Genomic DNA, 11,048 nt, shown 5'->3' with positions numbered 1-11,048 from the left:
GCTGCCCCGTCAGTCAGGGATGCGGAGCAGCGCGAATGATCAGCCCTTCTTGTTCCAGGGCGCGGAGGCCATCTTGGGCGGCGCGGAAGCGGCCTGCGTTGAGGGCGGTGCTGCTGGGGTTGCAGCAGGCTTTGCGGCGGCTGCAGGAGCGCCTCCACTTTCAGGCGGCAAATAAGCAATGGCATTGCTCTCGCTGTAGCCGTTCTTCGGCGGCTTGATCTTTACCTGGATCGTCATCGGGATCAGGTGCAGTTCCTCGCTGTCGCTGACATGCATCCGGCCCGTCGCATGGCAGATGGCCGACAGCGTCCGCTGTGCAATCTCGACCGTGGTGGGGTTCGGGTTCACAAGGTTCAGCTGATCAAAGATCTTCCGCCCTTTATGCTGGCCGTCCAAAATATCCAGCATCAGCCAGAGAAACTGCCCCATACCGTTGCGGGTCACGCGCATTTCGCTCTCGACGATCTGAGCTCGGTATTTACCTGCGGGCAGCAGCTCATAGGGGGTGGTGGGTTCAACGCTGGTGGCGTCAAATGACGTATCAAAACGTGCCATGGTCGTATCCTTTCAAGGCAATCATTGGGATTGGGGCATGGCTGCGAGGAACTCTGACCACGAAAGCGGCAGAGTGTCCGGCAGGCCGTAACGGTTTTTGGCGAGGAAGGCGGGGCGCTCCTCGGTGTGCATGACGCGCGCACCGGACCCGAGCGCCCGGGTCACCTTCTTGTTGAAGCCGACATCGGATTTGGCGACTGAGATCTGGTAGTTGGCAAACAGCACCACATCAGAATGCTCCTGCAGAAGCGCAGAGGCGCGGGTCTGCAACTTGATCACATACCGATCGTAAGGCTCATGCTCAGGGCTATCGAACCGCTTGATGTCGTTATGGGCGATCTGGATGACCACCATGCCCTTCCGGTCGCGCAGCGCGTTCAGCTTATCGAGATATTCGCGCCAGATGGTCAGCGCCTCGGCATAACCCTTGCCAAAGCCCGGGGTTTCGATCGACTGCCAGCCATTGCGTTTGCAGGCCTCAGCCCAGATCAGCGGCTCGAGCCAGTCGACGCTGTCAACCACGACCGTGCCGTAGTCGTGATCTTCCTCCAGCAATGCCTCGAGCGCTTCCGCGACTTCGGCATAACTGGTCGCCAACGGAAAATGCGGGACCTGCAGTTTGCCAAGACCATCCTCGGTCATGATGAACACCGGCGCGCCCGCGTCAGCGGCAAAGGTCGATTTACCCACTCCTGCCACCCCGTGGATCAGGATACGCGGTGGTTGGAGCACCGAGCTGGTGCGCAAAGATGCAAGAGAAATAGCCATCAAACTTGCTCCTCGCCCACTACCAAGCGGAACTTGGGCTTGCCGGTCCGGACCGTACGCGCAGGCTCAAAACCCTTGCGCCAGCTTTCTGGCAGCGCCGTGTATTTGCGCTCAGACACTTTCAAAGTGGTTTCGATGAACTCGGCTGGGTCCTCGCCTGCTGAGGCGATGTTTTCGGCGATCTGGGCGAGTTGCGCCTGATCCCAAGTGATGCGCTTAGGTAGGTCAGCGATTACGACGACTCCATTATCCTCGAACCGGATGGTGCCCGTTTTCTTTTCTTCATGATTGCGACACTCAGAGGTCCGGGCCGCATAGCGGACTTCAAGCGCGAGCGCGAACCGCTCTGTCACCGTTTTCATACGATCGGCGGCGACATCGATTTCCGCCTGTATCGCGACGAGCAGACTTGACGGCATGAGAGCCAGATCTGTTACGGGCATACTGAGCATGTCATCCACGCTCGGGGTGTTTTGGGGAAAAGACATAGTAGATGGATCCTATTAGAAGAACTCAGTGGGCTGAGATCAGCCTTTCTGAAATGGAAGGTGAGGGGGGCTTGGGCCGCGCGATAGCGCGATACTCAAAGAGATTTGGGCCGAGACGTTCCTGAACGAGGTGCACTAGATTTTGATCAGAGGCCCGCTGGGCAGCCTCAGCAACGCTGCGCAACGAAGTCTGCTGGCGGGGTGTAAGGCGCGACATGAGCGATGCTGTATCAACCGCCAAAAAACCGCGGTGATAGCTGATCGCTGCCCCCGCATCTGCCAGCGAGACCCAAGCGTAAAAGCCAATGTCATCGCGGATCTGCGACGTCATCACGACACCTGTGCGGTCTGAGGGGTGTCTCCTCCGCGCAAGGCTTCGGCCTCAAAGGTCATGATGTCCTCAAGGCGGTAAATGACCCGCCCGCCAAGTTTAAGGTAATTGGGCCCCTCGCCAGACCAGCGCCATCGCTCAAGCGTTCGATGAGAGATTGCCCAGCGTCTTGCCAGTTCCTTTTGGCTAAAGCAGAATTTTGACTGCATCTTTGTCTCCTGTCTGTGTTACTCGGAAACAATGCAAAACGCAGAAGTGGGATGTCGTCGGGATCGAAGTGGGATGCAGTGCCGGATGAAAGCATCGTCAAAGATCAACGCTTTAAAGCTCAGTAGGGGTGGGTATCCGGCAACCATCCCACTGCCTATCCCACAGTCATCCCAAGGGGAGGCTGGGTAAGCGGCCCTTATTCGAAGCGTAAGCGGTAGTTGCCGCGTCTGTCGGACTGAATCAATTCGCGCCAGTCGGGTTTGGATTTGAAGACATCCACCATTTTTAGGCTCCGTGATCCCGCTAGTGTGAGGATGGTCTTGCCGTTTTGCCAAGGCTCACCTGCCTCAGCTGCAGAATGGAGCGCCCGCACGACTTCGGCCTGGATGGCGCCAAGCTGGAAACAAATGCCGCGGCACCGTACTTCACGATAGCCAGCGGTGTAGATGAATCCTTGCTCTGGGGTCTTCTCATCGCCGGTGTGAAATCCAGATTTGATTTCATAGCGATCGCGCTCATGGCGTTGCATCAGAAGGTCACCAATAACAACATATTGCACCGCATTCGTTTCTGGAAAGGCTGCATACCCACATCGTTCATGACGGAATTCATTCAGGTAAATTTCACCGCAACGAAAAAGCTGGAAGACATCAGAAGCGTGCAGATCGAGCAATCCGCTAAACACCCGCTCTTCATAGGGCACCCGGAACCGCGCCCCATCGATGTCAGCGTCATAGTCGCCAAACTCTAGGAGTTGATTAAAGACCCGAATGGACAGGCGGACGTGGTTGTTTTCTGCGAGGTAGATCAGATCGTCTTCCTCAACCGACCAGCGCCGAAGGATCTCTGGTAGCGAATAATACGCCTTCTCAATCCGCATGACTGCCTCCTTTTTCCACTCCAAATGTTCTAGTATTGTTCTATATCCTTGACGATCCTATATCAATCATATCTTATCCCATTATATCCACAACTGGATGGGGATAAGATGACTTCGCATCATAGTTTAGCCGACCGACTGCAGGCGCGCGCTGACCAGCTCGGGCTTAGTCCTGCGCATGTTGCTGAGATGGCTGGGGTTAATCGTTCCTTCGTCTATGACATCCTGCGAGGCCGCTCATCTCGGCCTGGGTTGGATCGGTTGATGGAGGTCGCACGCGTCCTCAGAGTCGAAGTCGATTGGCTGATCCACGGCATTGGTAACATCGAGGGGCCATTCCCTATCTTGGAGAACCCCGACGAAACCTTCGTGCCGATCGCGCAAGCTCCCGTGAGGCCCTCGATGGGTGGCGGTTCTGTGGCCCTAGAAGACGATGATGAACCAGGCCGCGCCTATCACTTCCGGAAGTCGTGGATCAAACAGAGCCTGAAGGCTTCGCCCACCCATCTCCGGATCATGAAAGTTGAGGGCGATAGCATGGAACCCACGCTCTTTGATGGGGACACCGTTCTCGTCGACATGGACCGCAAAGCGCCAAGCCCGCCAGGTATCTTTGTTCTCGATGACGGCATAGGACTTGTCGCCAAACGCCTGCAGCACGTTCCGAATAGTGAGCCACCGGCGGTGCGCGTGATTTCGGACAACAAACACTACCCCGAATACGAGCGCATCGCCGATGAAATTAACATAATTGGACGGATTCGTTGGTTCGCACGGGAGATTTGAAATGATCGAGTTCTGCTCCCTCGCTGACGATGAACCAGCCTTGAGTTTCTCGCCGCTTTTGCGTGGGGTACTGAAAACCTCCGCCTACGTCGAGGAGCATGGTTCCATCGGCCTCACCCCGTCCAAAGCCTTCAAGCGCAATTTCGTTCACTGGGCCGCGGCAGAATTCGACTGGCCAGGGCATAGCGAGGTGGACCTCTTCGCTGTCAACAAAGTACTCAACGAACATGACTTCATGCCGCTGGCGGATATTCACTTTTTGTTAATCACTTTGAAGATGGGGCGGCACTACAAAGGAAATTTCAAGCTTACGAGGTCAGGGGTGGAGCTGGCCGATCAGCCCGGATATCTGTTCGGCATCATCACCCCGTTTTACCTTTTTGAAATCGATCATTCGGGTTGGTCACGGACCCCGGACCAAGTGCTGCCGGGCAACTGGGACGTCTTCCTTAATGTTCTCAACGTCGAGGCCGAGGACGGCGCAGCGGGCGCCCACCTGCGACAGATTTTATTCGGTGAATCAGAGCCCAGCCCCTTTCCACGCTACGATGAGATGATGGGCAGTCTTTACACTCAGGTCCTGCGTCCTCTCGTCTGGACAGGCTTGCTTCAGGAAACCCGGCTCAATGGGTCGTTTCGCTCGCAGGACAGCCTGTTCACCAAGACACCGCTTTGGAAGGCCGCCCTGAAACTTGACACAGATTTGGTGGTCCAATCCGCGACACGGCACTGACGGGCTGCACGCTACAAACCCGATCCTGCACGCAGCATTCCGCACCAGCCCCGCAACACTTTGTTTTAACTTGAATACCGGCGTCGCTTGAAGCTCAGATAGGGCAACAACCCGAAAGGCGCTTCAATGCTTCATGATATCTCCACCCCGATTTCGGGTCCCAATCCCCTATGTCCTGAGCGCATGTCAGCAGACGCGCGCCTCGAAGAAATTGGCCGCATCCTCGCTGCAGCCGTGGTTCGGCTGACCGCCGAACAGTCCAGAGATTTATCTTCTGAGAACGGAGACAGTTTCGTGGACTTCTCGCCCCGAAAGAGCGGTGGTCGTCGCACAAAACATATCCGCATCGGAGGAATTCATGAAGCATCACGATAAGATAGCCTCAACATTACCAGGAAGCGATCCAAGCCTGGACCAGACGGTGCTGTCGCGCATGGCCGCCTTGAAAGCGATGTCGGTCAAGGAACTCAAAGCCCAATGGGAGAAGCTGATTGGCACTTCGGCGCCGAACAACAGCCGGGCATTTCTTGAACTTCGGATCGCCTATCGGATCCAGGAGCTGACCTACGGCGGCCCAGATCGGGAAACCCGCCGCATGCTGGATCTGCTTGCCGACGAGGTCGAAGGCCACGCCCGGCGCAAGCATCAGATCGCCGATCCCCGCAATCCCGTGACGGGCACGAAATTGCTCCGCGAATGGGACGGCGTCGAGCACACCGTGACCGTGCTGAAGGACGGCTTCGATTGGCGGGGCCGCAAATTCAAGTCCCTCTCCGCCGTCGCCCGCGCAATCACGGGCACGCGCTGGAACGGCTACCGCTTCTTTGGACTGCGCGAGCGCAAGCGGGAGGAGGCATGATGCAGGTGGAAACCCGCCCCAACCGTCGCCTGCGCTGCGCCATCTACACGCGTAAGTCGACCGAAGAAGGACTCGACATGGAGTTCAACACCCTCGACGCGCAGCGAGAGGCCTGCGAGGCCTATATCGCCAGTCAGAAGTCCGAGGGATGGGTGGCCACCCGCGACCGCTATGACGATGGCGGTTTTTCTGGCGGCAACCTTGAACGCCCCGGCCTGAAGCAATTGCTAGCCGACATCGACGATGGTCTGGTCGATGTCGTGGTCGTTTACAAGATCGACCGCCTGTCGCGATCGCTGATGGATTTTTCCAAGCTGGTCGAGGTGTTCGACCGGAACGGCGTCACCTTCGTCTCGGTGACGCAGTCCTTCAACACGACCACATCCATGGGCCGGCTGACGCTGAACATCTTGCTGTCCTTCGCCCAGTTCGAGCGCGAGGTCATCGGCGAACGCATCCGAGACAAGGTGGCCGCGTCCCGCAAGCGCGGGATCTGGATGGGGGGCTATGTGCCCCTCGGATACGATGTGCAGGATCGCAAGCTGGTGGTGAACGAGACCGAGGCCGCCTCCGTGCGCGGGATTTTCCAGCGGTTTATCGAGCTGGGGTCCGCCACTGTGCTGGCGCGGGAACTGCGCCGCGAAGGGTTCCGAAACAAGCAGGGCACGCTGATCGACAAGGGATATCTTTATCGGCTGCTGAACAACCGTGTTTATCGCGGTGAGGCCGTCCACAAGGGCAAGGCCTACCCCGGCGAGCATGACGCCATCATCGACGAGGCACTCTGGGATCAAGTCCACGCAATCCTCAAGGAAAGCCCCCGCAAACGGGCCAACAACAGCCGGTCGCGGACACCCGCTCTTTTGAAAGGCTTGATTTTCAGCGACACTGGCGCGGCCATGACGCCCACAAGCACCAAGAAGGGTGCGAAGCTTTATCGCTACTATGTGTCGATGGACGTGATCCGGAACCGCGAGACCGGTGAAGAGACTGCCCCGATGCGGCTCGCCGCTGGAATGATCGAGGATGCGGTCGTGACCGAGGTTCGGCGCATTCTGCAGACGCCGGAGGTGGTATCGCAGGTGCTCGTGGCCCTGAAAAAGAAACAGGGCGCAGTTTCGGAAGCCGACGCCATCACAGCCCTTCACGAGTTCAAGGCACTCTGGGCACAGCTGTTCCCGGCCGAGCAGGCCCGTATCATCCAGCTTCTAGTGCGGCGGGTCACAGTCACCGCAGCCGGGCTTGAGGTCGATATCAGGCGCGAAGGGATCGCAGGCGTGATCCGCGAAATGGTTGCGCCGCGCAGGGTGGAGGCTGCGGAATGACCAAGCCTCATGACACGATCCGCGTGCTGATCCCTCTGAAAGTGCGCAAGAAGAACGGGCGGCCGAAAATCCTGGCGCCCGCCGACTATCTCCCAAGCGAGGACCAGACGCAGGATCCACATGTCCTGCGCGCTATCGGCCGCGCATGGGGATGGCGGCGGCGCATGGATGCAGGTGAATTCGCCACTATCCAGGAACTGGCGGAGGCCGTCGGTTTGGCTGAACGGCACGTCAGTCGACAGTTGCGGCTGGCGTATCTGGCACCCGAGGTCTTGAAACGGCTGACCTGCGGGCGCGAGGCATCGGCGGTCAGCCTTTACGATTTGTGTTTTCTGGCTGGGGAGACTTGGCAGGAGCAGTTGGAGCGCGCGTTCGATTAGCGGCTGGCGTTTCGCCTCAAATGAGGCAGGCACCGTTCCTGTTTCAGATGGAGCGGACGTTCGTGCCTTCTGCAGCTAATGGCTCTTCAGAGCCCAGTTTGACGAATGATGCAACTTGCACCAATGACCGCTTTGCTCGACCTGCCGATCACCCGCCAACATCCCACAAGGAGTGCCAAGAAGACCGCGCCATTTTGCGGCTATCATTTCCACGACTTTCGAATGGTGCAAAGCGCAGAGGGATTTGCTATGGTTCAGACCTGTCTTAGGAAGGTGTTTAAGTGATGGGACGAACCCGACATGCCGACAAAATTATCGAGGTGACCCAGTCTTCTTCTGCCGCCGCCCGGTCGCAGGTCGCAGCAAGTTGGCACCGCTCTGCCCTGAAATACGGGTTAGACCCGGATGAAACCCGCGCTCCGGAGCGGGTCGAACAAGCCGACCTCGAAAATAGACGGGCCGCGCTTGAACGGTTCATGATTGTCGCCTCTCCACGGTTGGACACACTCTTTTCGCTTGTTGGACAGTCCGGTTGTGCCGTTTTGCTGACTGACGCAGAGGGCATTGTGCTAGACCAACGGATGTCGGACGGGGACACCTCTGCGTTCGAGGCATGGGGCCTGGCAGCCGGATCGAATTGGAGTGAAGCCCATCAAGGCACGAATGGTATCGGAACCTGCCTGACCGAAAACCGCCGCGTCATTGTCGACCGCGATGAACACTTTTTTGCACGCAACACCGGCATGAGTTGCATCGACGCGCCCATCTATGGCGCAGACGGATCCCTGGTGGCAGCGCTTGACGTTTCCTCAGCCCGGGCCGATCAAACCGAAGCGTTCAACCGCTTGATCAGCGCGCAGGTCGGGCAAACCGCCCGCGCTATCGAAGAAGCCTATTTTCGCGCGGCTTATACTTCCTCTCGTATTATCGTAGCTGACGGCGATGATTGTGAAGCTGCGGTCTTGCTGGCGGTGGATCGTGATGACCTTGTTGTAGGCGCAACCCGTGCTGCGCGAAGTATCTTCGGTTTACAACGAACCGGCACGATATCTGCACGGCCTGCTGCGGACATCCTCGGGCGTGAAGATGGCCCAACCGGATTTCAGAAAGCCGAACGCGCTGCTGTGGTGCGCGCCCTCGCACGGGCTGATGGCAACGTGTCACAAGCAGCGCGGCAACTTGGTGTCGGGCGTGCCACACTGTACCGTCGTATGAAACGGCTGGGCCTGAACGAAAGTTGACCGAAGCTGTCTCACTCCTGAGACACAACCCCGCAACATTCGATTTCGCCCTGATGACCCCTCCGGAAACTTGCCCCTAGATGCCTCCAGCCTTGGTGGAGGACCGAGGCATATTGGAGGAAAATTATGAAAGATCTTACGCACACAGAGGCGGGAACATACACGTCGCCGTTCAAAACCAAATACGGGAACTTCATTGGCGGCGCATTCGTAGAGCCTGTGAACGGGCGCTACTTTGAAAACGTCACGCCGATCACTAACGAGAAAATCAACGACATCCCGCGCTCCGACGCGGCTGATGTCGAACTGGCACTGGATGCCGCCCACGCCGCCAAGGAAGCATGGGGCAAGACATCTGCGACAGATCGCGCCAATCTGCTGATGAAAGTGGCCGACGCGATTGAAGACAACCTCGACCTACTGGCGCAGGCTGAAACATGGGACAACGGCAAGCCGATCCGCGAAACCGTAAACGCCGACATCCCGCTCGCTGCGGATCACTTCCGCTATTTTGCCAGCATCCTGCGCGGCCAGGAAGGTCACATGAGCGAGATCGACGCCGACACGGTCGCCTACCACTATCACGAACCCCTCGGCGTCGTTGGCCAGATCATTCCATGGAACTTCTCGATCCTGATGGCCGCATGGAAACTGGCACCGGCATTGGCAGCAGGCAACTGCATCGTCCTGAAACCCGCTGAACAAACGCCAGCCGCCATTCTGGTGCTTGCCGAAATCATCAACCCGATCCTGCCAGCCGGTGTGCTGAACATCGTCAACGGCTATGGCGCAGAGGTCGGCGCAGCACTGGCGACATCCAAACGCATAGCCAAGATCGCGTTCACAGGGTCCACCGCGACGGGCCGCACCATCATGAAAGCGGCGACAGAAAACCTGATTCCGGTCACACTGGAACTCGGCGGGAAATCCCCCAACGTGTTCTTTTCCGACATCATGGCAGAAGATGATGCGTTCTTTGACAAAGCCATCGAAGGCTTCGTTCTGTTCGCCTTCAACCAGGGCGAGGTCTGCACCTGTCCGTCCCGTGCGCTGGTTCAGGAAGACATCTACGAGCCCTTCATGGAACGCGTTATCGAACGGGTAAAGGCCATCAAACACGGTGACCCACGTGACCCCGAAACCATGGTCGGCGCGCAAGCCAGTGTCGCCCAGCAGGAAAAGATCCTGTCCTACTTCACCATCGGTCGCGAAGAAGGCGCCGAGGTTCTGATCGGCGGCGAAGCGGCCAAATTTGACGGTGAACTGGCGGGTGGCAACTACATCCAGCCAACCATCTTCAAGGGTGACAACTCCATGCGGGTGTTCCAGGAAGAAATCTTCGGGCCGGTCGTGTCCGTGACGACGTTCAAGGACGAAGCCGAAGCTTTGGCGATTGCCAATGACACCATGTACGGGCTTGGCGCCGGCGTCTGGTCGCGTGACATGAACACCTGCTACCGCATGGGGCGCGCGATCGAAGCGGGTCGCGTTTGGGTGAACAACTATCACGCTTACCCTGCACACGCTGCATTTGGTGGCTACAAGCAGTCCGGCATCGGTCGCGAAAACCACAAAATGATGTTGGATCATTACCAGCAGACCAAGAACATGCTTGTCAGCTATAATCCAAACAAGCTGGGCTTTTTCTAGGTTTTTTTCAGCCCCCGCCTTTGTGCGGGGGCTGTCTCTACGATTATTTTGATCGTGCTGTCTCGCGCCCGAAAACAGGGTTCCGATCTTCATTTTGGCCTTTGTGATCAGGATGCTCCGCTCCTCAGACGTGAGGGTTCTGTCTGGACTATCCGTGCAGCAGCGTTTCAATCAGTCGTCTCGAAGTCAGTTCGACCCTTCACTCGAAGTCGTGTTTCACAAGGCATCGATAAGAGAAACTCACCGATTTTGAATCCCGAATGGAAATTCGGAACTTTTAGGAGAAGCCATTGGCGCACCCGCAGCGAACGACAGCAAAGTCCGCATAGCGGTCATTCGTTCAGGCCGCAGCGGATGTCGGCTCCTCGATGCACCGGCGTCAATCCGCCACTCGCAGTTGGCATAGCGGTTGGGTCCTGTTCCCACCAAGACTTCGCACCGCTGCGCACAACTACGCCGCCTTCGGGTATCTCTGTTCACCCCGAGAGCAAACGGGCCAGCTTCAACTGTGGCGCAATCCAATCTCGCCAAATCGCTGAAAATACAGCTACTTTGGAATCCGTCTCGATTTGGGTGAAGGGCGGGTGGAAAGAGACGCAGTGCGTTCAGAGACAGATTTCGGCCCGTGGGCCAGTCTCCGAAAGTCGGACGGCTCAGCTAAACCCCTTTGAAACAAAAAGAAAAAAGGCCCCGTCAGGGACCTCATCTCGGGTTTGCGATGTGCAAGTGGCGGTGAGACAGGGATTCGAACCCTGGAGACGGTCTCCCGCCTACACACTTTCCAGGCGTGCGCCTTCGACCACTCGGCCACCTCACCGTGCGGGCGGTGTAGCGCCAAGGCT

General features: G+C 57.7%; 13 protein-coding genes and 1 tRNA gene. 7 read left to right on the top strand and 7 right to left on the bottom strand.

What is annotated here, in order from left to right; genetic code table 11:
* Positions 1–39: 39 nt before the first annotated feature.
* The 6 genes from PM04_RS01780 to PM04_RS01755 all read right to left on the bottom strand — a co-directional run bounded on the left by PM04_RS01780 (position 40) and on the right by PM04_RS01755 (position 3,232).
* Positions 40–555 carry a DUF669 domain-containing protein gene (locus PM04_RS01780; RefSeq protein ID WP_038003052.1) on the bottom strand — a complete coding sequence of 172 codons (516 nt, stop codon included), beginning with the start codon at positions 553–555 and terminating at the stop codon, positions 40–42.
* Between the two features lie 21 nt (positions 556–576).
* Positions 577–1,323: an ATP-binding protein gene (locus tag PM04_RS01775; protein ID WP_038003050.1), complete on the bottom strand. Its 747-nt coding sequence runs from the start codon at positions 1,321–1,323 to the stop codon at positions 577–579.
* Entirely contained in the window at positions 1,323–1,811 is a 489-nt protein-coding gene (locus PM04_RS01770; RefSeq protein WP_038003048.1) for a hypothetical protein, read from the bottom strand. Before PM04_RS01770 ends, PM04_RS01775 begins: the two co-directional genes overlap by 1 nt.
* A gap of 25 nt (positions 1,812–1,836) precedes the next feature.
* Positions 1,837–2,142, bottom strand: a complete 306-nt coding sequence (locus tag PM04_RS01765) for a hypothetical protein (protein ID WP_038003045.1) — start codon at positions 2,140–2,142, stop codon at positions 1,837–1,839.
* On the bottom strand, positions 2,142–2,351 hold the full coding sequence (locus tag PM04_RS01760) for an AlpA family transcriptional regulator (protein ID WP_038003043.1): 210 nt from the start codon (positions 2,349–2,351) through the stop codon (positions 2,142–2,144). The genes PM04_RS01765 and PM04_RS01760 overlap by 1 nt, the downstream gene beginning before the upstream one ends.
* 197 nt (positions 2,352–2,548) lie before the next feature.
* Positions 2,549–3,232, bottom strand: a complete 684-nt coding sequence (locus tag PM04_RS01755; protein WP_038003041.1) for a hypothetical protein — start codon at positions 3,230–3,232, stop codon at positions 2,549–2,551.
* Between the two features lie 108 nt (positions 3,233–3,340).
* Here PM04_RS01755 and PM04_RS01750 point away from each other — a divergent pair, with 108 nt between their 5' ends.
* From PM04_RS01750 to PM04_RS01720, 7 genes are all read left to right on the top strand, one after another.
* Positions 3,341–4,018, top strand: coding sequence for a LexA family transcriptional regulator (locus tag PM04_RS01750; RefSeq protein WP_038003039.1), 678 nt, complete (start codon positions 3,341–3,343; stop codon positions 4,016–4,018).
* A 1-nt stretch (position 4,019) separates the two neighbouring features.
* Positions 4,020–4,751 (top strand): hypothetical protein, encoded by a 732-nt coding sequence (locus tag PM04_RS01745; protein ID WP_038003037.1) that lies wholly within the window; start codon positions 4,020–4,022, stop codon positions 4,749–4,751.
* A 433-nt stretch (positions 4,752–5,184) separates the two neighbouring features.
* On the top strand, positions 5,185–5,610 hold the full coding sequence (locus PM04_RS01740) for a DUF2924 domain-containing protein (RefSeq protein ID WP_038003837.1): 426 nt from the start codon (positions 5,185–5,187) through the stop codon (positions 5,608–5,610).
* Positions 5,607–6,935 (top strand): recombinase family protein, encoded by a 1,329-nt coding sequence (locus tag PM04_RS01735; protein ID WP_235281414.1) that lies wholly within the window; start codon positions 5,607–5,609, stop codon positions 6,933–6,935. The genes PM04_RS01740 and PM04_RS01735 overlap by 4 nt, the downstream gene beginning before the upstream one ends.
* Positions 6,932–7,315 (top strand): hypothetical protein, encoded by a 384-nt coding sequence (locus tag PM04_RS01730; RefSeq protein WP_038003033.1) that lies wholly within the window; start codon positions 6,932–6,934, stop codon positions 7,313–7,315. The genes PM04_RS01735 and PM04_RS01730 overlap by 4 nt, the downstream gene beginning before the upstream one ends.
* Before the next feature lie 284 nt (positions 7,316–7,599).
* Positions 7,600–8,556 (top strand): helix-turn-helix domain-containing protein, encoded by a 957-nt coding sequence (locus PM04_RS01725; protein WP_009807929.1) that lies wholly within the window; start codon positions 7,600–7,602, stop codon positions 8,554–8,556.
* Between the two features lie 126 nt (positions 8,557–8,682).
* A complete protein-coding gene (locus tag PM04_RS01720; RefSeq protein ID WP_009807928.1) occupies positions 8,683–10,206 on the top strand; it encodes an aldehyde dehydrogenase family protein in 1,524 nt (507 codons plus the stop codon).
* Positions 10,207–10,933: 727 nt separating this feature from the next.
* Here the strand turns inward: PM04_RS01720 and PM04_RS01715 are convergent.
* Positions 10,934–11,023, bottom strand: a tRNA-Ser gene (locus PM04_RS01715).
* Positions 11,024–11,048: the final 25 nt, after the last annotated feature.

Origin of the sequence: Thalassobacter sp. 16PALIMAR09, assembly GCF_000765485.1 — a bacterium.
In the GTDB taxonomy this organism is placed as follows: domain Bacteria; phylum Pseudomonadota; class Alphaproteobacteria; order Rhodobacterales; family Rhodobacteraceae; genus Thalassobacter; species Thalassobacter stenotrophicus.
This window is presented reverse-complemented; position numbering and strand designations above follow the sequence as displayed.

Coding starts and splice junctions, on each gene's coding strand:
- PM04_RS01780 (WP_038003052.1), bottom strand. CDS start 555: ATGGCACGTTTTGATACGTCATTTGACGCCACCAGCGTTGAACCCACC.
- PM04_RS01775 (WP_038003050.1), bottom strand. CDS start 1,323: ATGGCTATTTCTCTTGCATCTTTGCGCACCAGCTCGGTGCTCCAACCA.
- PM04_RS01770 (WP_038003048.1), bottom strand. CDS start 1,811: ATGTCTTTTCCCCAAAACACCCCGAGCGTGGATGACATGCTCAGTATG.
- PM04_RS01765 (WP_038003045.1), bottom strand. CDS start 2,142: ATGACGTCGCAGATCCGCGATGACATTGGCTTTTACGCTTGGGTCTCG.
- PM04_RS01760 (WP_038003043.1), bottom strand. CDS start 2,351: ATGCAGTCAAAATTCTGCTTTAGCCAAAAGGAACTGGCAAGACGCTGG.
- PM04_RS01755 (WP_038003041.1), bottom strand. CDS start 3,232: ATGCGGATTGAGAAGGCGTATTATTCGCTACCAGAGATCCTTCGGCGC.
- PM04_RS01750 (WP_038003039.1), top strand. CDS start 3,341: ATGACTTCGCATCATAGTTTAGCCGACCGACTGCAGGCGCGCGCTGAC.
- PM04_RS01745 (WP_038003037.1), top strand. CDS start 4,020: ATGATCGAGTTCTGCTCCCTCGCTGACGATGAACCAGCCTTGAGTTTC.
- PM04_RS01740 (WP_038003837.1), top strand. CDS start 5,185: ATGGCCGCCTTGAAAGCGATGTCGGTCAAGGAACTCAAAGCCCAATGG.
- PM04_RS01735 (WP_235281414.1), top strand. CDS start 5,607: ATGATGCAGGTGGAAACCCGCCCCAACCGTCGCCTGCGCTGCGCCATC.
- PM04_RS01730 (WP_038003033.1), top strand. CDS start 6,932: ATGACCAAGCCTCATGACACGATCCGCGTGCTGATCCCTCTGAAAGTG.
- PM04_RS01725 (WP_009807929.1), top strand. CDS start 7,600: ATGGGACGAACCCGACATGCCGACAAAATTATCGAGGTGACCCAGTCT.
- PM04_RS01720 (WP_009807928.1), top strand. CDS start 8,683: ATGAAAGATCTTACGCACACAGAGGCGGGAACATACACGTCGCCGTTC.